Source organism: Rhizobium sp. BK313, from assembly GCF_014193655.1.
GTDB lineage: Bacteria > Pseudomonadota > Alphaproteobacteria > Rhizobiales > Rhizobiaceae > Rhizobium.
In genome coordinates this window covers 559,564-582,811 of the sequence record NZ_JACHZQ010000005.1, presented here as the reverse complement: position 1 = coordinate 582,811, position 23,248 = coordinate 559,564, and the positions used below count along the sequence as shown (strand labels likewise).

At 59.9% G+C, this 23,248-nt stretch carries 23 protein-coding genes, 1 tRNA gene and 1 pseudogene; 14 read left to right on the top strand and 11 right to left on the bottom strand.

All coding sequences use genetic code 11. The features are described 5' to 3' along the window. Positions 1–196: 196 nt before the first annotated feature. Together FHT86_RS26155 and FHT86_RS26150 are read right to left on the bottom strand one after the other, a co-directional pair. Complete coding sequence (locus tag FHT86_RS26155; RefSeq protein ID WP_133708759.1) at positions 197–1,114, bottom strand: DUF1003 domain-containing protein; 918 nt, start codon at positions 1,112–1,114, stop codon at positions 197–199. Between the two features lie 473 nt (positions 1,115–1,587). Then, on the bottom strand, positions 1,588–2,754 hold the full coding sequence (locus FHT86_RS26150; protein ID WP_133708760.1) for an MFS transporter: 1,167 nt from the start codon (positions 2,752–2,754) through the stop codon (positions 1,588–1,590). Between the two features lie 176 nt (positions 2,755–2,930). Between FHT86_RS26150 and FHT86_RS26145 the strand changes: the two genes are divergently transcribed. The 3 genes and pseudogenes from FHT86_RS26145 to FHT86_RS38175 form a co-directional block, all read left to right on the top strand. After that, a complete protein-coding gene (locus FHT86_RS26145; RefSeq protein ID WP_133708761.1) occupies positions 2,931–3,842 on the top strand; it encodes an arginase family protein in 912 nt (303 codons plus the stop codon). A 182-nt stretch (positions 3,843–4,024) separates the two neighbouring features. Then, positions 4,025–5,533 carry a winged helix-turn-helix domain-containing tetratricopeptide repeat protein gene (locus FHT86_RS26140; protein WP_133709260.1) on the top strand — a complete coding sequence of 503 codons (1,509 nt, stop codon included), beginning with the start codon at positions 4,025–4,027 and terminating at the stop codon, positions 5,531–5,533. Positions 5,534–5,617: 84 nt separating this feature from the next. Next, a pseudogene (locus tag FHT86_RS38175) lies at positions 5,618–5,939 on the top strand (transposase); the annotation flags it as partial. Positions 5,940–5,961: 22 nt separating this feature from the next. On the opposite strand, the gene FHT86_RS26130 reads toward FHT86_RS38175, so the two are convergent. The 3 genes from FHT86_RS26130 to FHT86_RS26125 form a co-directional block, all read right to left on the bottom strand. After that, positions 5,962–6,930, bottom strand: a complete 969-nt coding sequence (locus FHT86_RS26130) for an MBL fold metallo-hydrolase (protein WP_133708762.1) — start codon at positions 6,928–6,930, stop codon at positions 5,962–5,964. Between the two features lie 202 nt (positions 6,931–7,132). Then, positions 7,133–7,273 (bottom strand): hypothetical protein, encoded by a 141-nt coding sequence (locus FHT86_RS37680; RefSeq protein ID WP_166656865.1) that lies wholly within the window; start codon positions 7,271–7,273, stop codon positions 7,133–7,135. A gap of 139 nt (positions 7,274–7,412) precedes the next feature. Then, positions 7,413–7,715 (bottom strand): putative quinol monooxygenase, encoded by a 303-nt coding sequence (locus FHT86_RS26125; protein ID WP_133708763.1) that lies wholly within the window; start codon positions 7,713–7,715, stop codon positions 7,413–7,415. Positions 7,716–7,901: 186 nt separating this feature from the next. Between FHT86_RS26125 and FHT86_RS26120 the strand changes: the two genes are divergently transcribed. Further along, complete coding sequence (locus FHT86_RS26120) at positions 7,902–8,501, top strand: TetR/AcrR family transcriptional regulator (RefSeq protein WP_133708764.1); 600 nt, start codon at positions 7,902–7,904, stop codon at positions 8,499–8,501. Positions 8,502–8,667: 166 nt separating this feature from the next. Here FHT86_RS26120 and FHT86_RS26115 read toward each other — a convergent pair whose 3' ends face one another. Then, on the bottom strand, positions 8,668–8,958 hold the full coding sequence (locus tag FHT86_RS26115) for a DUF2282 domain-containing protein (protein ID WP_133708765.1): 291 nt from the start codon (positions 8,956–8,958) through the stop codon (positions 8,668–8,670). A gap of 435 nt (positions 8,959–9,393) precedes the next feature. Here FHT86_RS26115 and FHT86_RS26110 point away from each other — a divergent pair, with 435 nt between their 5' ends. Both FHT86_RS26110 and FHT86_RS26105 read left to right on the top strand, forming a co-directional pair. Continuing rightward, positions 9,394–9,960, top strand: coding sequence for a sigma-70 family RNA polymerase sigma factor (locus FHT86_RS26110; RefSeq protein ID WP_133708766.1), 567 nt, complete (start codon positions 9,394–9,396; stop codon positions 9,958–9,960). Beyond that, positions 9,947–10,582 carry an NrsF family protein gene (locus tag FHT86_RS26105; protein WP_133708767.1) on the top strand — a complete coding sequence of 212 codons (636 nt, stop codon included), beginning with the start codon at positions 9,947–9,949 and terminating at the stop codon, positions 10,580–10,582. The genes FHT86_RS26110 and FHT86_RS26105 overlap by 14 nt, the downstream gene beginning before the upstream one ends. Before the next feature lie 21 nt (positions 10,583–10,603). Here the strand turns inward: FHT86_RS26105 and FHT86_RS26100 are convergent, their stop codons facing one another. Together FHT86_RS26100 and FHT86_RS26095 are read right to left on the bottom strand one after the other, a co-directional pair. After that, positions 10,604–11,341 (bottom strand): SDR family oxidoreductase, encoded by a 738-nt coding sequence (locus FHT86_RS26100; protein WP_133708768.1) that lies wholly within the window; start codon positions 11,339–11,341, stop codon positions 10,604–10,606. Between the two features lie 187 nt (positions 11,342–11,528). Then, positions 11,529–12,431: a LysR family transcriptional regulator gene (locus FHT86_RS26095; protein ID WP_133708769.1), complete on the bottom strand. Its 903-nt coding sequence runs from the start codon at positions 12,429–12,431 to the stop codon at positions 11,529–11,531. 119 nt (positions 12,432–12,550) lie between these two features. Between FHT86_RS26095 and FHT86_RS26090 the strand changes: the two genes are divergently transcribed. The 7 genes from FHT86_RS26090 to FHT86_RS26060 all read left to right on the top strand — a co-directional run bounded on the left by FHT86_RS26090 (position 12,551) and on the right by FHT86_RS26060 (position 18,564). Further along, the gene (locus tag FHT86_RS26090) at positions 12,551–13,180 is read left to right on the top strand and encodes a glutathione S-transferase family protein (RefSeq protein WP_133708770.1); all 630 of its coding nucleotides are present in this window, start codon (positions 12,551–12,553) and stop codon (positions 13,178–13,180) included. Positions 13,181–13,392: 212 nt separating this feature from the next. Continuing rightward, positions 13,393–13,466: transfer RNA gene (locus FHT86_RS26085), tRNA-Gln, on the top strand. A gap of 335 nt (positions 13,467–13,801) precedes the next feature. Next, positions 13,802–14,869 (top strand): dTDP-glucose 4,6-dehydratase, encoded by a 1,068-nt coding sequence (gene rfbB, locus FHT86_RS26080; RefSeq protein WP_133708771.1) that lies wholly within the window; start codon positions 13,802–13,804, stop codon positions 14,867–14,869. Next, complete coding sequence (gene rfbD / locus FHT86_RS26075) at positions 14,866–15,765, top strand: dTDP-4-dehydrorhamnose reductase (RefSeq protein ID WP_133708772.1); 900 nt, start codon at positions 14,866–14,868, stop codon at positions 15,763–15,765. The genes rfbB and rfbD overlap by 4 nt, the downstream gene beginning before the upstream one ends. An 82-nt stretch (positions 15,766–15,847) precedes the next feature. Then, positions 15,848–16,735: a glucose-1-phosphate thymidylyltransferase RfbA gene (rfbA, locus tag FHT86_RS26070; RefSeq protein WP_133708773.1), complete on the top strand. Its 888-nt coding sequence runs from the start codon at positions 15,848–15,850 to the stop codon at positions 16,733–16,735. 69 nt (positions 16,736–16,804) lie between these two features. After that, the gene (gene rfbC / locus FHT86_RS26065; protein WP_133708774.1) at positions 16,805–17,353 is read left to right on the top strand and encodes a dTDP-4-dehydrorhamnose 3,5-epimerase; all 549 of its coding nucleotides are present in this window, start codon (positions 16,805–16,807) and stop codon (positions 17,351–17,353) included. 68 nt (positions 17,354–17,421) lie between these two features. Next, positions 17,422–18,564, top strand: a complete 1,143-nt coding sequence (locus FHT86_RS26060; protein ID WP_133708775.1) for a glycosyltransferase family 4 protein — start codon at positions 17,422–17,424, stop codon at positions 18,562–18,564. Between the two features lie 55 nt (positions 18,565–18,619). On the opposite strand, the gene FHT86_RS26055 is transcribed toward FHT86_RS26060, so the two are convergent. Then, positions 18,620–20,011 (bottom strand): O-antigen ligase, encoded by a 1,392-nt coding sequence (locus tag FHT86_RS26055; RefSeq protein WP_246779646.1) that lies wholly within the window; start codon positions 20,009–20,011, stop codon positions 18,620–18,622. A gap of 169 nt (positions 20,012–20,180) precedes the next feature. Next, positions 20,181–20,756: a sugar transferase gene (locus FHT86_RS26050; RefSeq protein WP_133709262.1), complete on the bottom strand. Its 576-nt coding sequence runs from the start codon at positions 20,754–20,756 to the stop codon at positions 20,181–20,183. A 190-nt stretch (positions 20,757–20,946) separates the two neighbouring features. On the opposite strand from FHT86_RS26050, the gene FHT86_RS26045 reads away from it, so the two are divergent. After that, a complete protein-coding gene (locus FHT86_RS26045) occupies positions 20,947–21,882 on the top strand; it encodes a UDP-glucose 4-epimerase family protein (RefSeq protein WP_133708777.1) in 936 nt (311 codons plus the stop codon). A gap of 3 nt (positions 21,883–21,885) precedes the next feature. Here the strand turns inward: FHT86_RS26045 and FHT86_RS26040 are convergent, their stop codons facing one another. Further along, entirely contained in the window at positions 21,886–23,172 is a 1,287-nt protein-coding gene (locus FHT86_RS26040) for a nucleotide sugar dehydrogenase (protein WP_133708778.1), read from the bottom strand. Positions 23,173–23,248: the final 76 nt, after the last annotated feature.

Here is a 23,248-nt window from a genome sequence, read left to right as displayed (position 1 = left end):
GACATCCGCAGGAGCGCGACCGGCCATTCGTCAATGACGTTGCTTGCACTGCCGGATTAGCGGAAACAGGGCGTGTTTTGGGTGCAATCCGCGGATCGTGGCGGCGACGGTGGCCCCACGATGTTCATAGATATGCCGATAGGCAGGCTTGGCCGCCGCCGCACACCGAGCCGATGGCGAATGTGGGCAGCTAAGCCTATTCCGTCGGATCGTCCGGCTCCGCCGCCTTGGTCTTGCCTCCGAAGAGGCTCTTCAAGGCATTGGTCTTCACTTTCGATGCCTTGCTGACCTTCAGGGCGCGCGTGGCCGCCTTGGCCTGCTCCAGCATCATCTCGATCTGGATCTGCTGGATCTCCGTCAACCGCTCCCATTGCCGGTTGAGAAGATGGTCGACTTTTTCGTGCAGATGACGGATTTCAAGTTCGGCTTTCAGGTTGACTTTATAGTCGTTGAGCGCGCGCAGCCGGTCCTTCGCTTCCTGCCGGCGCTGGCTCATCATGATGATAGGCGCCTGCAGGGCGGCGATTGTCGATAGGATCAAGTTCAACAGGATGAACGGATAGACATCGAAGGCTTTGCTTTCGCCCATGGCGAGATTGATGCCCATCCATACCGTCAGGAACAAGCAGAACGAGATGATGAAGGTCCAGCTGCCGCCGAAGGACGCGACGATATCGGCCATGCGGTCGCCGATGGAACGATGATCCTCGTAGTCCTCTTCGATGTTTTCGGCCAAGGTGTCGTGCGTCTTCAGGCTTTCGACGACCTCATCCTCCAGATTTGAAAGTTCGCCGCGCTCGTCCACCAGCAATTCGGCGATATATTGGGCGCGATAGTCGTCCATCGCCTTGCGGCTTATGTAGTCGTCGGAGCGAATGCCCGGATGTTTCTGCCGCACGAATTCCGCAAGCGATGGGCGCAGGTCGTCGAAATGCACCGCGTCTTTCTTCTTGAGCACTGCGCCAGTGATGGCGTCGACGAGCTTGACGGACTTGGCCTTCGCCTGAGCAAGGCTTTTTGTGTAGTCGTCGATCTCCACGGTCGCTGCTTCGCCTTCGCCCGCGTCAAAGTCGACTATTCCTTCCGCCTCATCAAAGGTCTTCGTCTCAGTCATATGTGGCCCTCTTTTGCAGTTGTTCGTCTAACCAATGATCGGAACAGGATTGTGACTGTAAATTGGCTGCCCAGCCGTCCGCTGACGGTTTGTAGCGATCTTGCCCTAAGCAATAGCAAACAAATCGCGCGGCGGTGGAACGATCGGTCGCCCCGTATCTTCCGCGATCAGACACCGGACACGATTTAACAACTGATCCGCGAGACCTTGAAAACATTTGTAAAAGCAGAGCGTGTCTGCATCGCAATGGCATGAATGTTCAGCCCCTGGACCGCGGTTGACGGGCCTTGTTTGCTGCACTGCAACGTATACCGCGCAATGCCGAACAAGCGAAGTCGGTTTTCAGGTGGATCTTGGTGGGAAGCAGGCGCAGCCGCACGCCTTTCGAATTGAGAGATCTTCGGCGGTCATGCTGGCTCCCCTGTGGGTGGAACCCAGCATGTCATCGACACGGTACGAGACAAGTGCCTCGATCAGACCCGCCGTCTCTCCGCCATCAGAAACACCACCAGTACGAGGCATAGCAGGCCAAGGCACGATGGCAGCCCCTGATGTCCGATCAGTTGCATCGCCAGTCCTGTCGCGGGCGAGCCCACGATGCCGCCGATGCCCCATACGAACGCGAAGGCCGCGTTGCCGGCGATCAAGGATTGACCGGTGAAACGCTCGCCGAGTTGGATCAGCGACATGGTGTAGAGCCCGAATGAGACGCCGCCCCAGACGAAAACCAGCGGCCAGATGAGCCACGAGTTGAAGATCGACGGCAGCAGCAAGCAGCCGGCCAGCGAAGCCAGAGCACAAAATAGCATGGTCCGCGTCGAGCCAAACTGTTCGGCCACGCGCCCGAGCAGAATCTGCAGCACGGCATTGCCTGCGATGAAACAGGTGATGAGCGAGGCGATGTGCTCCTCGGCGCTGCCGAGCGCGGTGCCGTAGACCGCGAACAAGGAAAGCAGGATCTGCTCGAAGGCGGCAGCAGCGAAAACCGCGAACAATAGGAGCGGCGCCAGTGCGAAGAAGCCGCCGACCGATGTTGCCTCGCCTTCATGCGGCATGTCAGGCAGGCGCGGCACGACCGCAAGCACGATCAGGCCGCAAAGAAGTAAGGCCACGATGCCGACTATGAAGGGCGGCCAACCCTGCGTGCCGACCAGGCCGAGCGACAGCGGGCCGATGGCGAAGCCACCCGAAACGATCGATGAATAGAGGCCCATGATGCGGCCCCGGCGTGGCGCGGGCGTGATCGAGATCAGCCAGGTTTCGCTGATCACGTATAGCGGATTGGCAAAGAAACCGAGCATGAAGCGCAGCGGCATCCAGGCCCAGACTTCCTGCGCCCAGGCAATCGCGATCAGGGTGAACGCGGCCAGGATCGAACACAGGATCGCAAGCCGCCCCGCGCCCACGCTCCGTGCCAGCGCCGGAATGAACGGCGCGGATACAATGAAACCCAGCGGCGTCATCGCCGCCGACAAGCCGATCAGGGCGGGCGTCGTCCCCCGACGCTCCAGGATGAAGCTGAGCAGCGGATAGGTCAGCCCCTGTGCCACGGCGAACACCGTGACGGTCGCGATGATACCCGCCATCGCGGCCCATGGAATCCGGTCTCCTTGCGGTGATGTCGTGCTTTCGGCGGTCATGCAGACCTCCAGACGGGCCTGGTGAATCCCGGCAAGTGCAAGCGCCGGCGAACCACTGCGGTGCTCGGAGATCGGCGATCTGCTGTCATTGCAGCATTCGCCTCAAAGGGGTAACGAGAGAGATATCCTTTCGCCTTCTCGACCACCTTCCGAACTCTGCAACAAGGACCTCCGACATGTCCCTGCATCGCGGCTTTCTCGATTTTCCAGTACATCTGCCCCACGGGGTGCAACCGCGTATCGTGATGTTCGGCGCGCCGCATGGCAGCACCTATCCCGGGGCCGATCCTTCGGGTTTCGCCGTTGCGGCGGCCGCCATCCGCGATGCCAGCCGGGGCGATACGCAGTTCCTCGACAGCTGGGACTTCGACCTTGGCGGCCCCCTCTTCGCGGGCCGAGAGCCCTGCTGCGTCGATGCCGGCGACCTTCCGACGTCGGTCATTGACAATGCCGGAAATCGCAAGCTGATCGAAGAGAAGACGCGCGGCATTCTCGCCGCCGGCGCCACACCGCTGATGATCGGGGGCGATGATTCCGTGCCCATCCCCTTCATCGCCGGCTTTGCCGATCATGGCCCAATCTGGATTCTGCAGATCGATGCCCATATCGACTGGCGCGACGAGCGTTATGGCGAGCCCTTGGGCTATTCCAGCACCATGCGCCGGGCGAGTGAGATGCCGCATGTCGCCGGCATCGTGCAGGCGGGTATCCGGGGCCTTGGCAGTGCCCGGCCCCTGGAGGTCGAGACCGCCAAGCGCTGGGGCGCGCACCTCGTTACCGCGCGGGAGATCCACGCCGAGGGCATCGAAGCTGCGCTCAGGCACATACCTACGGGCGTACGCGTAGTCGTGACCCTCGACTGCGACGGCCTCGATCCCAGTGTGATGCCGGGCGTCGCCGGCCGCGCACCTGGCGGGCTGACCTATCAGCAGGCGATCGGACTGATTGAGGGGGTGAGCCAGCGCGGACGCCTTGCCGGTTTCGACCTCATTGAATTCCAAACGTCCGCTGATATCGACGGCATCACGGCGCTCACCGCTGCGCGCCTTCTCGTCAATGCGATCGGGCGCATCGTCAGGCAGGTTTGAACCGGTAACCGGTCGTGCATAGTGCCGATGCCGAGCGTCGTTCATGGCAACCTCCATATGGCTTGGGGGTCTGAGGGCCCTCAACGTCAAGGAGGATGAATTCTGCAGGATGCGGACGGCTTCGTAATTAAGCACTTCCAAAAAGTTCTCAAAAATTTCCAAAGGGGCTATAGATGCGCCCCATGCAGGGATCGCGCTTTGCCTTTGGTCCGTTCGTGCTTGATTCCGGTGCGGGAACGCTCCTTCGGAACGATGTTCCCGTTGCCGTTGGCCACCGCGGACTAAGGCTGCTTGCCGCGCTCGTCGGACGGCAGGGCGAAATCCTGGGTAAGGCCGAATTGATGGACGCGGCGTGGCCGGGCACGGCCGTCGAGGAAGGCAACCTCACCGTCCAGATCGCCCAGCTCCGGAAGCTGCTTGGTCCGGCCGCCGACGGCGGTGAGTGGATCTCCACAGTTCCGCGCGTTGGCTACCGCTTCAAGGGGGTCATCGAGCAGCTCGGTACGCGAGCGCGAAAACCTTTGCCGCTGCCCAGCAAACCATCGATAGCCGTGCTGCCTTTCGTGAATGTCAGCAACGATCCCGAGCAGGAATCCTTCGCGGACGGGTTGACCGAAGACCTAATCACCGACCTGTCCAGGATCTCCGGCCTGTTCGTCATCGCACGCAACTCGGTCTTTGCCTTCAAAGGAAAGGCGATGGACGTGCGCGGGATCGCAGAGGACCTTGGCGTGCGCTACCTGCTGGAGGGGAGCGCAAGACGCGCCGCGGGGCGCGTGCGCATCAACGCCCAGCTGGTCGACACGGAAAGTGGCGAACATCTATGGGCGGAACGCTTCGATCGCAGTCTGGAAGATATCTTTGCCGTTCAGGACGAGGTCACCGGTAAGATCGTGGAGGCGTTGCTTGGCCGGCTGCGCACACCGCCGCCGCGTAATCGGCCCAAAAATCTCGAGGCTTACGATCTCTGCGTGCGGGCGCGCAAGCTGATGGATGACTCGCCGCAGACGGCGCAGGAAGCGCATCTGATGCTCACGCGCGCGATTTCGCTCGATCCGGGATACGCCGAGGCCTATCGCTGGCTGGCCATAAACCACTGGATGGGATGGGTACATTCCGGCGGACCAACGGAACCTGCACGCGGTGTTGCCTTGGAACTGGCGCGCAAGGCCGTAGTGATCGATCCCAACGATGCTGGCTGCCGCTGGACCCTAGCTTATCTGCTTGCCTATGAGCGCAGCTTCGCCGAGGCGGACGCGGAATTCGCCAAGGCGATCGAGCTCGACCCGAACGAGGCCGATACCTGGGCGGCACTATCAGACATCGCGGTCTTGGCGGGGCGAATCAAGGAAGGTCTCGAGCACATTCGCAAGGCATTCCGGCTGAACCCGTTTCCGGCAAGTTGGTACTATCTGACGCTCGGCCAGGCGCAATATGCCGCCGGCGAATACGAAGCCGCTGTCGAGACGCTGCTCAGGGACGAGACCTATCGCACAAGCTCACGCCGCTTCCTGGCGGCAAGCCTTGCGCAACTCGGCCGGCTCGACGAGGCGCGCGCAGAGGTCGAACTCTTCCTCGTCGGCAACCCGCATTTCACAACCCGCCACTGGGCCACGACGGAGCCATTCCGCGACGCGGCGACGCTTGAGCATTTCGTTGACGGCTACCGCAAGGCCGGTCTTCCGGAATGACGTCGGCGTGACCTCCCAAACGGTCATTCGATCCGAAAGCCGCCGGTCACGCGGCCGGGTAATGCTGCTCGCAAACATGAAGGCGACGCCGACGGCAGGCCAATCAGCCTTGATCTGACAGCGGGGCAAGCCCACGATATCAGGATAGCAGAAACGATGCAGCAGGACGTGCACGCTGGCGCGATCCTCCTTGCTGACCGCGCCTACGACAGCAATGCCTTGCGAGACTTGGCCAAAGAAAACGAGCTTGGGCCAAGTCTCGCAATATGATCGAGCGTTTCTTCAACCAACTCAACAGTTCCGCGGCATCGCAACCGGATACGACAAAGACCCGCGCAACTTTCTCGCCGCCATCAAGCTGGCTGCGACACGCATCTGGATCGGGCCGTTATGGGTCATGCCCTAGTTCGGCCCTGACCAACAAGCGGTCAGTAGTCCCAGAAAACCGGTACCCATCGAAAGTGGTCGCCATCGAGCGCCACCCGGCCGACGGACGGGAACGGCAGGTGAGTGGCCACCAGCTGTTCGCCGGTTGTCGCCAGCTCCGTCAAAAGACCGATCCGAACACGGGCCGCCTCTTCGGGGTCGTGTTCAAAACCATTGTACCAGTCGGGGTGATCGAACCCGACCGCGAACACGGCATCACCGGCAAAGGTCAGCCGATCGCCGCCGGATGCCAGGCGAACCACGCTGTGCCCGGGAGTGTGGCCGCCGGTGCGACGGACGACCACCCCCGGCGCTACCTCGTACTCCTCGTCGAACAGCCGCAGCTGGCTGCGGTACTCTTCCGCGAACCGCTTGGCGGTCGCCCGAAGCGCGTCCGGGAAACCCGGCGGCATGGAGACGTGGGAGAAGTCGGGCGACTCCCAGAATTTGACCTCGGCGGCCGCCACGTGGATCCGCAGGTCGGGACGCAGCCGGTCCTTTACGCCGCCGACGAGCAGTCCGCCAATGTGGTCCATGTGCATGTGGGTAAGCACCACGTCGGTCACGGACGATAGATCGATGCCGGCGGCCTCGAGTCGCTTGATCAACTGCCCGGCCCGCGGCAAGTTCAGGTTCGGGTCCAATCCTAGCCCGGCGTCGATAAGTATGGTCTGCCCGCCGCTACGCACCACAACCACGTTCAGCGACCAGTCGAAAGCGTCGGGCGGCAGGAACATGTCGTTCAGCCAGGCGGCCCGGACGGCCGGGTCGGCGTTGTGTCCCAGCATCGCGGTTGGGAGCGGCAGCACCCCATCGCTGACCACCAGCACGTCAATCTCGCCGATCCGTACGGCGTAGCGCGACGGAACCAGCTCTTCGGGTCTCGTTCTCCCGGGGTGGGAGGTGTTGTCTAGGCTCATGTTTGTCTCCTGCTGACCAATCGTACGGGGTGTTGTTTCTGCCTGCGACATGATGCGCTCCTGTTTTGCGTGATCGAGATGTTTCGTCACGTGCCACGGCGCGGACTCTATGCCCAAGCATGTTGGCGATCGATCGGGTCAAAGGAGAGGGAAGGCTAAACCTGAGGACAGGGCAGCCTATGCTTTTCAATGGACCGCAGCGAAGTTTTGGTGGTGAAGAGGCTGGAGTCCACCTTCCAGAGGCCGCACGACTTCAGGCCCGCGCGGACGGTGCCGCCGATTTCCGCGCCTTTCTTGACAGCGACCGTTCGGTCGCATCGCCGCCGATTTCGCCTTCCATGTCGAAGGCGATGTCCTCGGGCATCTGGCTCAAGATGTCGATCAAGGCATGCATCGCTGTCACAGCGCAACAGCCCACCCCGCACCGTTCGTGCGGCCGACTCCTCAAAGCGACTCGTGCGAGTGCCCGACGCCACAATTCGGACGTTGTCGCACTGGCAGCGGCGCATACACTGCCGTCGCGCGGTGACCAGTTAGCCCGGCAGCCGGTCTGCCAGGACGTCCGGGTTCTTGATGGCCAGCGGGCCTTCAAACAGCTCGTCATAACGGGCCATCAACGCGGCCGCGATCGGGCCTTTGAGGTGGGCCTGGCGGCCGTCTTCGCTGTCGAAGGCGTCGAAGATGGCGAAGGTGTTGTGATCGAAGCGGACGGCGAACCAGGCGATAGTCTGCGGTTCCTGTGTCAGCAGACCGACGGCGCTTTTCAAGAAGGCGGCGACCTCTTCCTCCTTGCCGGTTTTGGCTTTCAGTTCGACATAGAGTGCGACCTTGGTCATGGCGTGTCTCCTTTTTGGATGGCCGGATCAGTTAGGGATCGTCGACGTGAAAATGGCGGGACCGTCCCTCATTCTCAAATTCTGGTCCGGTCATTGCCTTGCGTTTTAGAACGTTCGTTTTAAATTACAGGACGAATATTATCCGCGCCATTCGGGCAGGGATCAACTTTTTGGGAGACTTGGGCCATGGCCCGGCCAAGGGAATTTGATGAGGAGGCCGTGTTGCTGCTGGCGGTCGAGCGTTTTTGGGAACACGGTTACGAGGCAACCTCGATCCGTGATCTCGCCGAGGTCATGGGCCTGACCAGCGCCAGCATCTACAACGCCTTCGGCGACAAACGCTCGCTTTATCGACGCGCGCTCGATTATTATGTCGACCATAGTTTCGGTGATCGCGTCGGTCGCTTCGAAGGCAATCTGCCGCCCCGCCAGGCGATCGAGGCTTTCTTCAATGAGATCGTTGCCCGTTCGCTGGAAGATACCAAGCGCAAGGGCTGCATGCTGGTCAATTCGGCGCTGGAGGTTGCGCCGCACGATCCGGAATTTCAGCGGGTGGTCGCCAATGTCCTTGTTCAGGTCGAAGCCTTCTTCCGGCGCTGCGTCGAAGCGGGCCACCGGGACGGCACCATCAGCAACGGACAGTCGGCCGACGACATGGCGCGGATGTTGCTCGGCATGCTGCTCGGCATTCGTGTTCTGGCGCGCACCCGGCCTGAAAGGGCGCTGCTAGAAGGGCTCATTCGTCCGGCGTTTGCGCTGCTCGATTCCCGGAGCGACGCGCATTGATCGCCGGTGCTCCAGCCTATCCGTTCCGCATCGCGACGGGGAAACCCTGATGGTTTCACGGCAAGCAACTCTGCGGACCTCGCGGGTTTCGCGAGACGGCTGCGCGGCGGACGCTGCGCCGTCTGTCCGTGCGGTCGGCCGGTCCGACCTTGGCGGGCGGCTTCGATCACACGGGCGCCGGTCCCTGTGTCAGGGTGCCATGGCCGTTCGGCGTTTTGATCGTTTCGCATGTTCCGGAGGGAACCAGCTTCCAGGAATTCCGCTGGTAGTCGATCGTCGAGGTACCGGCGCAAGTAGTGCCTGCACCGGCGGCGCAATCGTTCTGGCCCTTGAGGGCAACGCCGTAGCACTTTTCCTTGGCCTTGCCATCGGCGGCTGCGGCGGGGGCAGCGACAAGGGATGCGACCGCAGAAGCCAATGTACTTGCAATGGCCAGAGCGACGATGCTGTCTTTCATAAGACTGTCCCCGTAAAGAGTATGAACCGTCATTGCATTGCACTGATGTCTACGCAGCCGCTCTGCGAATATTACAGACGCTACGATAATTTTTTTGAATGCCGCCCAAGCTCCGGCGAGGGCAGTCTATTATCCAATTCTCTGCGTGTATACCGGGGGCGATAGATGAGGTTTGATTCCAAAGGGATGACGCTGCAGCATGGGGAGCGGCGGGAACGACGCCTGTGCTCAGGGGAGGTAATACGTGGCTGATCGTGAAATCGCGGCGGTCCCATACCGCACTCTTTCATGCCGCGCTCTGGCAAAATTGCCGGATGATGTCCAATCGTCAGCGCATCCGTTTTCGGCTGAAATCCGATTCCGACAAGGTTCTGAAAAAAGAGGGACCATTGCCGGTAACGAAATCGTGCGGTCGCGCGTAGAAGGAGGTGTCGAATGAATTATTCGGCGCGCGAAGAGGAATGGGCAGTCTGGATGCGAGCCGCCGTCAACGGCGATGCGCAGGCCTATCATCGCTTCCTTTCCACTGTCACTCCGCATTTGCGCGCCATGGCGCGCAGACGCTGCGATCAGTTCGGCGCGCCGGCAAGCGAGGCCGAGGACGTGGTCCAGGAAGTGTTGCTGACGATGCATCTGAAACGCGGAACCTGGGACACATCTCGTCCCATCGGTCCGTGGATATCGACCATCGTGCGCAACAAGCTGATCGACAGCTTGAGACGGCGCGGGCGGCATATGAGCGTGCCGATCGACGATGTCATTGATATTTTGGAGGCGGAAGAGCACACGGATGCCTTGGATCGTCTTGATGTCGATCATATGTTGGAGCAATTGAAAGATCCGCAGCGGACCATCGTGCGCTCCATTTCCGTCGAAGGAACCAGCGTGCGCGAGACGGCCGCTCGACTGAAGATGACGGAGGGTGCGGTGCGCGTGGCCCTGCATCGCGCATTGAAGGCGCTTGCCGCCTTATATCGGAGTGAGACAAGTGAAAACCGATGACCTCATCAATCTTCTAGCGCAGGATGCGCCGGTCCGCTCGCGGATCGGGCAGGCGCTGGTGCTTGCGGTCGTCGGTGGCATCCTCATCAGTGGAGTGATCTTCTTCGCGGCGATCGGTTTTCGCGCCGATATCGGCACCGCCATGGAAACGGTTCGCTTCCTGTTCAAATTCGTCGTCACCATTGCGCTGGCCGTCACCGCCGGGGCCGTTGTCTTCCGCATCGGTCGCCCCGGCGTATCGCTGCGTCCCTGGGGCTGGATGCTTTTCGCTGCACCGCTACTATTGGTCGCTGCGGCTCTGGTCGAGGTGATGGTCATGCCGGCCGATACCTGGGGCGCGCGCATGATCGGGCACAATGCCCGCTTCTGCCTGACATTCATTCCGCTGCTGTCGATCGGGCCACTCGCCTGTTTTCTCTTCGCATTGCGCCAGGGTGCACCGGAGAAACCGGGCATTGCCGGTGCGGTCGCGGGGCTCGCGGCCAGCGGCATCGCCGCCACCTTCTATGCTTCCAACTGCAACGACGACAGTCCGCTTTTTGTTCTGTTGTGGTATCCGATCGCCATCGCCGTGGTGACGGCGGTCGGATATGTCGTCGGCAAGCGCGTGCTGCGCTGGTGATAAATCAGAATCGGCAAACGATCAGAATTGGGCGACGCCGCCGTCGACGAAGAGCTCGATGCCAGTAATGTAGCTGCTATCGTCCGAGGCCAGGAAAACGGCCGCCTTGGCGAGATCGTCCGGGGTGCCCATGCGGCCGAGCGGCACGTTTGCCATCATCACGTTGCGCACGTTCTCATCAGCCAATACCGCAAGGCCGGGCGTTTCGGTATGGCCGGGGCTCAGCACGTTGATGCGGATATCGCGGCCCTTGAGGTCGACGATCCAGCCGCGGGCGAAGGAGCGCACGGCCGCCTTTGTGGCGTCATAGACCGAAAAGGACGGGTAGCCCTTTATCGAGGCTATAGAGCCATTGAGAATGACCGACGAACCCTTGGAAAGCAGCGGCAATGCCTTCTGCACGGCAAACAGGAGCCCGCGGACATTGGTGTTGAACGTCTTGTCGAAATGCTCCTCGGTGATCTCGCCGAAGGTGCCGAATTCGTAGAAGCCGGCATTGACGAAGAGGACGTCGATGCGGCCGGCCCGCTCCTTGACGATGGAATAGATACGGTCGATGTCGGCGAGGTTTGAGGCGTCGGCCTGAATGGCGGTGACGTTGCGGCCGATTTCGGCGACCGCCTTGTCCAGTTCAGCCTGGCGGCGGCCGGTGATGAACACATGTGCGCCTTCTTCGACGAAACGCTTTGCGGTGCCGAAGCCGATGCCGGCGCTGCCGCCGGTGACGACGGCGATCTTGCCTTCAAGTTTCCTGCTCATGATAAAATCCCTTCATTCCCAGCCCCTTCGCACTGTCTTCGGCGACCGGGGCGTTGCTGTTGATCACGGGAATGAAGATACGGTGTTGCCGCCGCCGCAGTAGCCGACGGCTGCGACTAGAGCCTATTCCTGCCGGGAATGGAGAAAGAGCGAAAACCGGCTTGACGCCCGCTCGGGTTCGATCACCTCAAACGGCAAGTTTCGGAGCGAGCGCCAGTTGTTCCTCGACGAAAGCGGCAAAGGCGCGGGCCTTGGCACTGGCGACGCGGCCGGTGGGGAAGACGGCCCAGAGGTCGATCGGTGCGATCGTCCAGTCCGTCAGCACGGCTCTGATATCGCCGGTGACGAGTTCGCGAGCGAACATCCATTCCGAGGCGACGGTAACGCCCATGCCTGCCAGGACCGCGGCGCGCACGCCCTCGCCGGCGGACACGCGCACACGGCCATTCAGTGTCACGGTCGTCTCCGCCTCCCCCTTGCGAAAGGTCCAGACATCGCGGCCGGCGCCCCTGGCGTAGACCACGGTTTCGTGGGCGGCGAGCGCATCGGGCGATGCCGGCACGCCTGCATGTTTAAAATAGGCCGGCGCGCCGACCACCAAGCGCCGGGCCCGGCTGATCCTGCGCGCCGTCAGGCTGGAATCGGCAAGATCGCCCATGCGCAGGGAGACATCGATCCCCTCTTCGATCAGGTCGATCTTTTCGTCGTCGAGGATCACCTCGATCTGCAGATCAGGATGGGCGGCAAGAAATTTCGGCAGGTGCGGAACGACATGTAGGCTGGCGAAGGTGGTGGCGGCGCTGACTCTCAGGCGGCCAGAGAGGCTGGCGCCCGCCCCGCGCGCAGCAAGATCGGCTTCGTCGGCCTCATCGATCGCTCGTTTGGCGCGTTCATAGAAGCTCTGTCCGGATTCGGTCGGTGTCAGCCCGCGCGTCGAGCGCAGCAGCAGTTTGACGCCAAGCCGCTCTTCGAGTTGCGCAACCGTCTTCGATACCGCCGGCTGGCCGACGCGCAAGTGCCGGGCGGCTTCAGAGAAGGAGCCGGTCTCCACCACCCTTACGAAGGTCTCCATCGCCGCCAGCCTGTCCATGCGTCCCTTCCCCGGTTTATGCCTTTTGGGAATGAGACATATCACTTTGGCCAGCCTTCCGGCAACGCGAGCTCGCATGCGACGACGATGTTGCATTCAGCACAAGAAAGGCCATTCGCATGTTGGAACTCTATGCCTTCGCCACGCCGAACAGCGTGAAAATTCCGATCGCGCTGGAAGAACTTGGTATTGCCTACCAACTCAAGCCCATCAACGTCCGCAGGGGCGAACAAAAGGATCAGTCGTTCCTTACACTCAATCCGAACGGCAAGGTGCCGGTGCTGTTCGATCCGGATGGCCCGGACGGCAAGCCGCTGACACTTTCCGAATCCGCCGCCATTCTCATCTATCTCGCCGAAAAGACCGGCCGGCTGCTGCCCGTCACGGGTGCCATGCGGGCGCGGGTCTTCGAGCAGCTTTTCTTCCACGCCTCCGGCCTCGGTCCAGCTTTCGGCCAAGCCGGCTTTTTCAAGCGCAATGATGAAAAACTCCCCTTGGCGATCAATCGCTTCGAAACGGAGGCGCGGCGCGTGCTGTCAGTGCTCGACGGTGTACTCGCCCGTTCGTTCTATGTTGCCGGCGACGAACTGACCATCGCCGATATCGCCCATTTCGGCTGGCTCTGGCGGCGCGAATTCGCCGGCATCGATTTCATCGAGGCGCCGAATGTCGCCCGCTGGTATGAAGCCATGGAACAGCGGCCGGCAGTCGGAAAGGCAATCGCAAGATTGAACGGCGTAACCGGGTGAGGCATCGGGTCAGTTCTTGGTCCGCTACCCCGCAGAGCCGGCCTCGCCACAGAAAATATCTGGAAACGCCACTCTTCAGCGACTATCTTGGTTGCCGAGTGCGCCTTGCCCAAAAAATCGTATTCGCTGGCGTTAAAGTATTTGCATCCGCGGCGAATTCCATTATAGAGGCGCTGCTTTCCCCGCGGGGGCGTCTATCGTCCGGCGGCTGTTGGGAAATAGTTCAATGGTAGAACAGCGGACTCTGACTCCGTTAATCTTGGTTCGAATCCAGGTTTCCCAGCCAATCTAAGCTTTCCAATCGACCGATATTCCTTTTACAGACATGAGCTGTGAACTCATGCTCATGTCTGACAACTGCCGGGCTGATGCAAAGCTTTGGTATTTTCTCCTGATCGGCGGATTCTCGATGCGCTGCTCGGCGGCGCGTCTGTTCACGAACGAAAATCGTAAGGCACCAGAAGCAATTTTTAAGCGAATTCGCGGGGAAAAGCTTTTCAAACTATTCGCGGGCGTTGTACAAGTCAGGCATTCATCGACAGCATTTCTCGGTAATATGGTCTGGCGACCGTATGCGTACTAAAAGTTGTATTGAAAAGTTTTGGTGAGAATAAAAGCGAAATGACGATATTGGTTTCTGGAGGCGCCGGCTTCATCGGGGGGAATTTCGTTCTCGATTGGCTGGATCATTTCGATGAAGCAGTGATCAACCTCGACAAGTTGACCTATGCCGGCAATTTGGAGACGCTGAAACGATTGAACGGCAACAATCGCCATGTTTTCGTTCACGGCGACATTGGTGATCGCGATTTGATCAATAACCTGCTCGCCATGCACAAACCGCGTGCCGTCATCAATTTCGCTGCCGAAAGCCATGTCGACCGTTCCATCCATGGACCCGGCGAATTCATTCAGACAAACGTTGTCGGCACGTTCAATCTGCTCGAGTCGGTCCGCGGCTATTGGGATGGCTTGCCGGGCGGCGAGAAGCAGGCGTTTCGCTTTCTTCATGTCTCGACGGACGAGGTCTACGGCACGCTTTCGCGGGATGATGCGCCGTTCAACGAGCTCAATCGATACGAGCCGAACAGCCCCTATTCCGCGAGCAAGGCTGCGTCGGACCATCTGGTGCGCGCCTGGCATCATACCTACGGCCTGCCGGTATTGACGACGAATTGCAGCAACAACTACGGCCCCTATCATTTTCCGGAAAAGCTGATCCCTCTGGTGATCCTGAACGCCTTGGCGGGCAAGAGCCTTCCCATCTATGGCGACGGTCAGCAGATCCGCGATTGGCTTTATGTCAGGGATCACTGCAGCGCCATTCGCCGCGTACTTCAATCCGGCAAGGTCGGAGAGACCTACAATGTCGGCGGCTGGAACGAGAAGCCCAACCTGGATGTCGTTCATACCATCTGCAGCATCCTCGATGAGCTGCGGCCGAAGGTTTCCGGTGGTCGCTATAAGGACCAGATCACCTTCGTGAAGGACAGGCCGGGTCACGATCGCCGCTACGCGATCGATGCCCGGAAGCTCGAACGTGAATTGGGCTGGAAGCCTGAAGAGACGTTCGAGACCGGTATTCGCAAGACGGTCGAATGGTATCTCGCCAATCAGGATTGGGTGCGGAATGTCACCAGCGGCGCTTATCGCGAATGGGTCGGCAGACAGTATGAGGTTCAGCTGTGAGCGCGCTTCTGATCACCGGCACCAATGGGCAAGTCGGCTTCGAATTGCAGCGCTCTCTTGTACCTCTGGGCAAAATTGTCGCCGCAACGCGTGCGGAGATGGACTTGTCGAGTGAGGCTAGCATTCTCTCTTTCCTCAGAAAGCACAAGCCAAGCGTCATCGTCAATCCCGCCGCCTATACCGCTGTCGATCGTGCAGAGAGCGAAAAAGAGCAGGCAATGGCGGTCAATGCCACAGCACCCGGCGTGCTGGCGCGTTGGGCCGCCGATAACGATGCTTATCTCGTGCATTATTCGACGGACTACGTCTTCGACGGCATGAAACCGGATCCCTACGTGGAAACCGATCCGGTCAATCCGCAGTCGGTCTATGGCGAAAGCAAGTGGCTGGGTGAAGAGGCGGTGCGCTCCGCCGGCGCAAATCACGTCATTTTGCGGACGAGCTGGGTTTTTGGCCATCACGGCAACAATTTCCTCAAGACCATCCTGCGTCTCGCGCAAGAGCGCAGCACGTTGAACGTCGTCGCTGACCAGATCGGCGCGCCGACTTCGGCGGCGCTGATTGCGGATGTCACACGCAGGATCATCGAGGTCGTCAGCGGCGTGGATGCGCTTGATGTGTCGGGCACCTATCACCTGAGCGCGCAGGGCAATACATCATGGCACGGCTACGCCGCGCATATCGTCCGCGAGGCATCGGCGAGGCACTTCAATCTTGCCCTTACGCTCGATGCTCTCAAGCCGATCTCGACCGCCGAGTATCCGACGCCGGCAAAACGACCGAAAAATTCAAGGTTGAACTGCACGAAACTCATGGATTGCTTCGCATTCCCCCTTCCCGCGTGGCAGGAGGGCGTGAATGACGTGGTAGAAATACTTTCGCCCACCAGTAATTGAAAATATGCAAAGTTTTTAAGTTATAAGTTGCAATAAATGAACTGATTGGCCTGCAAAACGAATTCAAGACGAGACGTCTATAATGAATAAAGCACGTAAAGGCATCATACTCGCCGGCGGATCTGGCACGCGCCTATATCCCGCAACCCTTGCCGTCAGTAAGCAGCTTCTGCCGATCTACGACAAGCCGATGATCTATTATCCGCTAACGACTTTGATGTTGGCCGGCATTCGTGAAATCCTCATCATTTCGACACCTCAGGATACACCTCGTTTCGAGCAGCTGCTGAGGGACGGAAGCCAATGGGGCATCAAGCTCGACTATGCGGTTCAGCCGAGCCCGGATGGTCTTGCGCAGGCGTTTCTCATTGGCGAAGCGTTTCTCGACGGCGCCCCGTCCGCCCTGGTACTCGGAGACAACATCTTTTACGGGCATGATTTCACCAAGCTCCTTCATCAGGCGGGCGACAAGCAGGATGGGGCCACCGTTTTTGCCTATCACGTGCATGATCCGCACCGTTACGGCGTTATTGAATTCGATTCGCAGGGCCGCGCGATCAGCCTCGAAGAAAAGCCAAAGGCCCCCAAGAGCAATTACGCCGTCACCGGGCTCTACTTCTACGATACGAACGTCGTCGACGTGGCAAAATCCATACGTCCTTCGCCACGCGGTGAATTGGAAATAACGGATGTCAACGCGCATTACCTCAAGGCTGGGCGGCTCGACGTCCAGACGATGGGTCGCGGTTACGCCTGGCTGGATACCGGCACCCATGAATCGATGCTGGAGGCGAGCCACTACATCGCCACCATCGAAAGCCGGCAGGGCCTGAAGGTTGCCTGCCCCGAGGAAATCGCTTACCGAAGCCGTTGGATCGATGCCTCTCAAGTTGAGGCCCTGGCCGATCCGTTGAAGAAAAACGCCTATGGGCAGTATCTTCTCGGAATTCTGCGCGAACGGGTATTTTAACGACGCACTTGGTGACGTTGCGCGCCCGCTGGCCACGCCAATGCGGGCATAGGGAAGCAGGAAAGACGAATGAAAGCCATCGATACCGCCATACCGGACGTCAAGATCATCGAGCCAACGGTTTTTGCCGATGATCGCGGTTTTTTCTTTGAGAGCTTCAGCCAGGTCAAGTTCGAAGCGGCGATCGGGCGAAGCGCGGCATTCGTGCAAGACAATCACAGCCGGTCGGGCAAAGGCGTTCTGCGCGGCCTGCACTATCAATTGCCGCCACGTGCTCAGGCCAAGCTCGTTCGGGTCGTCATCGGCGAGGTGTACGATGTCGCCGTCGACATCAGAAGGTCTTCCCCGACGTTCGGTCAGTGGGTCGGCGTCCTCCTGTCGGAGGAGAACAAGCGTCAGTTCTGGATCCCGGAAGGCTTTGCGCACGGATTCCTGACGCTGAGCGACCGCGTCGAGTTCCTCTACAAGACCACCGACTATTATGCTCCAGAGAGCGACCGTGGGATTCGTTGGGATGATCCGACGCTTGCAATCGACTGGAAAGCGGTCGGCGCACTGACGCTTTCCGCCAAGGATGAGCGGCAACCGTTGCTGGCGGACGCCGAGCTATTCGATTGATCTGATATCCAGATCGTCGAACGATACTGGTTATGGACCTGCGCAGTTTCTCTCGCTACAGGAATGAAATGCGCGTTCTACATTTTTTCAAAACATATTGGCCGGATACTTTCGGCGGGGTCGAGCGGACAATCCATGCGATCGTCAAGGGCGTCGCAAGACACGACATACAGTCCGACGTCCTCTCGCTCAGCAAGACGCCCGAAAAGGGCACAGTCGAATTTGACGGCCATATGGCTCACAAGGCGAAGCTCGATTTGGAGTTTGCCTCCACCGGCTTTTCGCGCGAGGCATTCGGGCGTTTTCGAGAGCTGAGCCGGAAGGCCGACATCGTCCACTACCATTTTCCGTGGCCGATGATGGATGTCGTCCATCTCGCCGCCCCGCCCGGCAAGCCGACGGTCGTGACCTACCATTCCGACATCGTGAAGCAGAAATTTCTGCTGAAACTCTACGAGCCGGTCATGCACCGTTTCCTGGCAAGCGTCGGTGCAATCGTGGCTACCTCCCCGAATTATCTGGCGACGAGCGAGGTCTTGCAGCGCTACAAGGATAAGACCACCGTCATCCCGCTTGGTCTGGACGAGGCGGATTATCGGAAGGCAAAAGAAGAGGATAGAGCGCGTTGGCGCACACGGTTTCCCAAACCGTTTTTCCTCTTTGTCGGCGTGCTGCGCTATTATAAGGGCGTTCACATCCTTCTTGAGGCTGCGCGACAGACGGCCAGCGATATTGTCATTGTCGGCGAAGGTCCGATGGAAGCATCATTGAAGGAATATGCGCAGCAGCACGGCCTCGGAAACGTCGTCTTTCTGGGTGCGCTGCCGGATGCGGACAAGACTGCCCTTCTCGAACTATGCACGGGGTTCGTATTCCCTTCCAATCTGCGCTCGGAAGCATTTGGCCTTTCGCTCGTCGAGGCCGCGATGTTCGGCAAACCGATGATCTCCTGCGAAATCGGCACGGGTACCAGTTTCGTCAACCAAAATGGTAGAACGGGCTATGTCGTGCAGCCCGACGACCCGACGGCGCTTGCGGAAGCAATGGGACGTCTTACGGCCGATGGTGAGGTGGCGGCATCCTTAGGCAAAGCGGCTCGCCTGCGATACGAAGAGTGCTTTACCGCAGAGCGGATGGGTAATGCCTATGCGGTGCTCTACAAAAGACTGCACAGTCAAATGCCTTCTGGCGCAGGTGCAGGAAAGCGCTAGAGGGAGTAGGGGACTACTCGTCGACCTCAGGGTTGCCGCGCTGATCCGATCGTGATCAGGCGCTGACGGCCTCCGCCTGCGGTTTCTTGCTCGGCATCAACAAGCTTTCCCCCCTCAAGCGCATGCCGCACCAGAAGGCGAAGGCAGAGCTTGTCAGCGCAAAGCTTTCGCCGATCGCGAGGCGGTTGTTGGAGTTGCTGAGCAGCGTCAATGCAAAGAAGAATAGGCTGACGGCGTAGGCATGCCAGGCGGTGCGCGGTATGAGGCCCGCCTTGCGCGCACGCCAGACATTGACGATGAGCGCGCCGAGAATGATCGCCATGACAAGGCCGCCGAACAAGCCGTGACGCACCAGCATTTCGAGATAGCCGTTGTGCAGCAGCGTATATTGGACGTCTGCATAGCGCGTGTGTTTCCAGCGCTCCACCCATTCGCCGCCCCAGCCGAAGATAGGTGCGGAAGAGAAGAGCTCCCAGCCGTTCGACCAGAGCTGTAGCCGCGCATCCATGGCAAAGGGCGTGGTATCGGAGGTGATCGTGCTTGCCACGGCGTTATTGAGGTCGTGGCTTTTGGTGATGTTGTCGATCATCTCGATGGTGGAAGCCACTGTCGGGCCGGCGGTCTTGTCAATATTGTGCCGCACCGCATAGGCGCCAACCAGCAGAAGCACGGCGGCGCAGACGACGACGATAAGGCCGTTTTTCAAACGCAGATAGGTCAAAGTGACCAGCCCCAGCACCGGCAGGGTGGCGGCGAGCGCCAGCCAGACGCCTTTCGACTTGGCGCCGTAGATTGCGATCAGACAGAGAACGGCAATCAATGGCGAGGCGATGTAGGCGAAGCGGGCGATCGATCGATTGCCGGATTCCTCCGTCAGATAGTGCAGCAGCCAGAAAGCGGTGAAGATCAGGATCATGCCGCAGGCAACGGCGCCATGAATCTGATTATTCATGATCAACGGGCGCACGGTTTCGCCGGCAAAGACGTCGCGGAAATGTTGCGTGGCGATCAACATGATGAGCGCGACGGCGAAAACTGCGGCGATGATTTTCTCCAGCACCGGTTCGTACAGCAAAAGGGCGACGCCAAGGACTGGGAAGAAGAAGGGATAGGCATAGAGCCAGTCGGATGCACCGATCGTATGCTCCGGCGTCATCAAGAAGATGATGAGAAAGCGGGCGAGTACATAGGTGCCCCAGCCCATGCACAGCCAACCGAGCCAGACGGTGGGGGGGCGCACAGTCGCCTTCCTGTAGTAGTGAGTGGCGATGAGGGCGAGGAAGGGCGCGGTATAACGATAGGCGGCGCTTTCGACGAAGAGCGGCGATACGACCACCAGCCACAAGAGGCTACCCAGGATCAAAAGGCGTTGTGGCAGGATAACAGGCACGAGTTCGCCGGCATTGTTTCCAGATGCGAGATCGACCGGTGGGTTATTCGTCTGCAACTGAGCCAATATCGTCGTCCGCCTTCATCCACATTCAGCCATTCCGGAAAGCCTAAGCCTGTGTCTGCTGGCCAGTAGGGTCGCAAGGAGGCAGGAATACGGCATTTCGGTGGTTGTCGTTTTGCGTCGCCCGTTTATGATATTAAAAGCTTACGATATTGCAGTCCCGTTAATGCGTCACTCCGTCACTGCGCAGAACTTTCAGCATCGTCAGGATGATGATCTTGACATCGAAAAGAAACGAGCGCCGGCGCAGATAGTCCTCGTCCAGCGCCACTTTCTGCGGGATCGGCAACTCGTCGCGGCCGTTGACCTGTGCCCAGCCGGTCAGGCCCGGCAGCAGGATGTCGACGCCGCGCTCGGTGCGTAGCGCAATCAGGTCATGCTGATTGAAGAGGGCCGGGCGAGGGCCGACGATGCTCATCTCGCCCTTCAGGATGCACCAGAGCTGCGGCAGCTCATCCAAGCTGGATTTGCGCAGGAAAGAGCCGATCGGCGTCAGATAGACGCTGGGATCCTTCAGAAGATGCGTCGCAACCGCAGGGGTATCGGTCCGCATGCTGCGAAATTTCGGCATGCGGAAAATCCTGTTTCCACGGCCGACACGGTCCGACCAGTAGAGAACGGGGCCGGGGGAGGTCAAACGGACGGCGGCGGCGACGATCAGGATCGGAATGGAAAAGAAGACGGCGGCCGCAAGGGCGGCAAGGAAGTCGAAAAGGCGCTTGGCGATCGTATAGGGCATCGTCTCTGATGGTTCTGCCGGGGCTCGTGTCTCGTTGCGCCAATGACGGCTTTGTGCGGAGTGCATCTCATATCATGGATTTGTTCACAATCGTCCTGCTCACGAATTTTGCCGGGCTTGTTCCCTGCGGAGGGAATGTGCAAAGCATGACGCGTGTAAAAACCTGGGTGGAATAAGGGATGATAGACGCATGATCCTGGTCACGGGCGCGACGGGTTTCGTCGGGCAGGCGCTCTGCGCCGAGCTTTCGCGGCAGCAGATAGGGTATCGACCGATCAGCCGTACGCCGAAGCCAGGTTTTTTGACCGTGGGCACCTTTGACGGCGTCACGGATTGGTCCGGCGTGCTCGCGGGTGTCGAAACGGTCGTGCATCTGGCGGCGCGTGTCCATGTCATGAACGATACCGCGGCCGACCCGCTTGCCGCCTTTCGCGCCGCCAATGTCGACGCCACCGTCAATCTGGCGCGACAGGCGGCTCGGGCCGGCGCGAAACGCTTCGTTTTCCTGAGTTCCATCAAGGTCAATGGAGAGGCGACCGCACCGGGCAAGCCGTTTACGGCATCCGACATACCGCATCCCGAAGATCCCTACGGCCAGTCGAAACGGGAGGCGGAGGAGGCGCTCCTTACCATCGGCGAGGAAACGGATATGGACGTCGTCATCATCCGGCCGCCTCTTGTCTATGGGCCGGGGGTGAAGGCGAATTTCGCAAGTTTGATGAAGTGGGCCAAGCGGCCGTTTCCATGGCCTTTCGGCCTGGTTGCCAACCGCAGATCGCTGGTGTTCGTCGGCAATCTTGTCGATTTCATCCTGCTCTGCGCGCGCCATCCCGACGCGGGAAATCGAGTGTTCCTGATCAGCGATGGCTCGGATCTTTCCATCGGCGAATTGATCGGCAAACTCTCCTTGGCGATGGGGCAAAAAGCGCTGATGCTCCCCGTACCGCCACGATTGTTGGAAGGGCTTGCGATGCTGCTGGGGCGTCGTGCGGCGGCGCAACGGCTCCTGGGTTCGCTGCAGGTCGATATAGGCGAGACGGCGGAGATCACCGGGTGGTCGCCGCCCTTTTCGGTCGATGACGGTCTGCGGCTGACGGTCGCCGCATCCGAAAAGATCACCAGCTAGCCCTTACAGGCTCCAGACTGCGTGCCCATTGAGCAGTGGATTGTTCTGCTCCAGCGCGGCCTTCACGTCGACCACCACGCCGTTCTCGCCCAGCAGACCAAGAATCTGCGCAGCACCGTCGGTCAGGTAGGATTTGTGCGGTACGGCAAGCACGATAGCGTCGAGCTCGCCGAAATCTTCGAGCGCTGCCAGCCGCACGCCGTATTCCTCTTCCGCCTCGTGACGACTGGCCATGGGGTCATGCACCAGCGGCTCGAGGCCGAACTGATGCAGTTCGCGGATAATGTCCGGCACGCGGCTGTTGCGTAGATCGGGCACGTTTTCCTTGAAGGTCAGGCCAAAGATACCAATCCTGGCGCCATTAATGGGCTTTTGCGCCGACACCAGCATCTTGATGAGTTTCTGGGCGATGAAGGCGCCCATGCCGTCATTGATGCGGCGGCCGGAGAGGATGACTTCGGGATGATAACCGAGCTCCTCGGCCTTGGCGGTGAGATAGTAGGGGTCGACGCCGATGCAGTGGCCACCGACCAGACCGGGCGTAAAGGGCAGGAAATTCCATTTCGTCCTGGCCGCCTTCAACACGTCCGCCGTGCGGATGTCCATTTTCTCGAAGATGATCGACAGCTCGTTCATCAAGGCGATGTTCAGGTCGCGCTGGGTGTTTTCGATCACTTTCGCTGCTTCCGCGACCTTGATGCTGGGTGCGCGGTGAATGCCGGCCTCGACCACCGCGCCATAAACGGCGGCGATCCTCTCCAGCGTTTCCTCGTTGTCGCCGGCGACCACCTTCACGATGCGTTCGAACGTATGTTCCTTGTCGCCGGGATTGATCCGTTCCGGCGAATAGCCGACGTGAAAATCCTCGCCCTGGCGCAGGCCCGAGACCTCGGCGAGCACGGGGCCGCACACCTCTTCCGTCACGCCGGGATAGACCGTCGATTCATAGACGACGATGCCGCCTTTCTTCAAAGCCTGGCCAACGGTGCGCGAGGCGGAAATCATCGGTCTCAGATCCGGTTGCCGGTTCCGGTCGATCGGCGTCGGAACGGCGACGATGAAGATGTCGCGGTCTTGCAGATCATGAATGTCGCTGCTGATGTGCAGGCCGCTTTCCTTCAGGCGCGCCGGCGAAACCTCACGCGTATCGTCTTCCCCTGCTTTCAGGGCGGCGACGCGGGATGGCTTGATATCGAAACCGACCACATCGGAAAATTTCTCGGCCAGGGCGATCGCGACAGGCAATCCGACGTAACCCAGACCAATGACGGCAATTTTTTCGCTCAACACAATCTACCTCGAACAATCGACTTGAAATAGCCGAAACCTAAGCGGCGTGTCAGCGCAAATCTTTGTTCCGAGACGC

Excerpts from the sequence above, each read along its gene's own strand:
- FHT86_RS26155 (WP_133708759.1), bottom strand. The coding sequence starts at position 1,114 with ATGACTGAGACGAAGACCTTTGATGAGGCGGAAGGAATAGTCGACTTT.
- FHT86_RS26150 (WP_133708760.1), bottom strand. The coding sequence starts at position 2,754 with ATGACCGCCGAAAGCACGACATCACCGCAAGGAGACCGGATTCCATGG.
- FHT86_RS26145 (WP_133708761.1), top strand. The coding sequence starts at position 2,931 with ATGTCCCTGCATCGCGGCTTTCTCGATTTTCCAGTACATCTGCCCCAC.
- FHT86_RS26140 (WP_133709260.1), top strand. The coding sequence starts at position 4,025 with ATGCAGGGATCGCGCTTTGCCTTTGGTCCGTTCGTGCTTGATTCCGGT.
- FHT86_RS26130 (WP_133708762.1), bottom strand. The coding sequence starts at position 6,930 with ATGTCGCAGGCAGAAACAACACCCCGTACGATTGGTCAGCAGGAGACA.
- FHT86_RS37680 (WP_166656865.1), bottom strand. The coding sequence starts at position 7,273 with ATGCATGCCTTGATCGACATCTTGAGCCAGATGCCCGAGGACATCGCC.
- FHT86_RS26125 (WP_133708763.1), bottom strand. The coding sequence starts at position 7,715 with ATGACCAAGGTCGCACTCTATGTCGAACTGAAAGCCAAAACCGGCAAG.
- FHT86_RS26120 (WP_133708764.1), top strand. The coding sequence starts at position 7,902 with ATGGCCCGGCCAAGGGAATTTGATGAGGAGGCCGTGTTGCTGCTGGCG.
- FHT86_RS26115 (WP_133708765.1), bottom strand. The coding sequence starts at position 8,958 with ATGAAAGACAGCATCGTCGCTCTGGCCATTGCAAGTACATTGGCTTCT.
- FHT86_RS26110 (WP_133708766.1), top strand. The coding sequence starts at position 9,394 with ATGAATTATTCGGCGCGCGAAGAGGAATGGGCAGTCTGGATGCGAGCC.
- FHT86_RS26100 (WP_133708768.1), bottom strand. The coding sequence starts at position 11,341 with ATGAGCAGGAAACTTGAAGGCAAGATCGCCGTCGTCACCGGCGGCAGC.
- FHT86_RS26095 (WP_133708769.1), bottom strand. The coding sequence starts at position 12,431 with ATGGACAGGCTGGCGGCGATGGAGACCTTCGTAAGGGTGGTGGAGACC.
- FHT86_RS26090 (WP_133708770.1), top strand. The coding sequence starts at position 12,551 with ATGTTGGAACTCTATGCCTTCGCCACGCCGAACAGCGTGAAAATTCCG.
- rfbB (WP_133708771.1), top strand. The coding sequence starts at position 13,802 with ATGACGATATTGGTTTCTGGAGGCGCCGGCTTCATCGGGGGGAATTTC.
- rfbA (WP_133708773.1), top strand. The coding sequence starts at position 15,848 with ATGAATAAAGCACGTAAAGGCATCATACTCGCCGGCGGATCTGGCACG.
- rfbC (WP_133708774.1), top strand. The coding sequence starts at position 16,805 with ATGAAAGCCATCGATACCGCCATACCGGACGTCAAGATCATCGAGCCA.
- FHT86_RS26060 (WP_133708775.1), top strand. The coding sequence starts at position 17,422 with ATGCGCGTTCTACATTTTTTCAAAACATATTGGCCGGATACTTTCGGC.
- FHT86_RS26050 (WP_133709262.1), bottom strand. The coding sequence starts at position 20,756 with ATGCCCTATACGATCGCCAAGCGCCTTTTCGACTTCCTTGCCGCCCTT.
- FHT86_RS26045 (WP_133708777.1), top strand. The coding sequence starts at position 20,947 with ATGATCCTGGTCACGGGCGCGACGGGTTTCGTCGGGCAGGCGCTCTGC.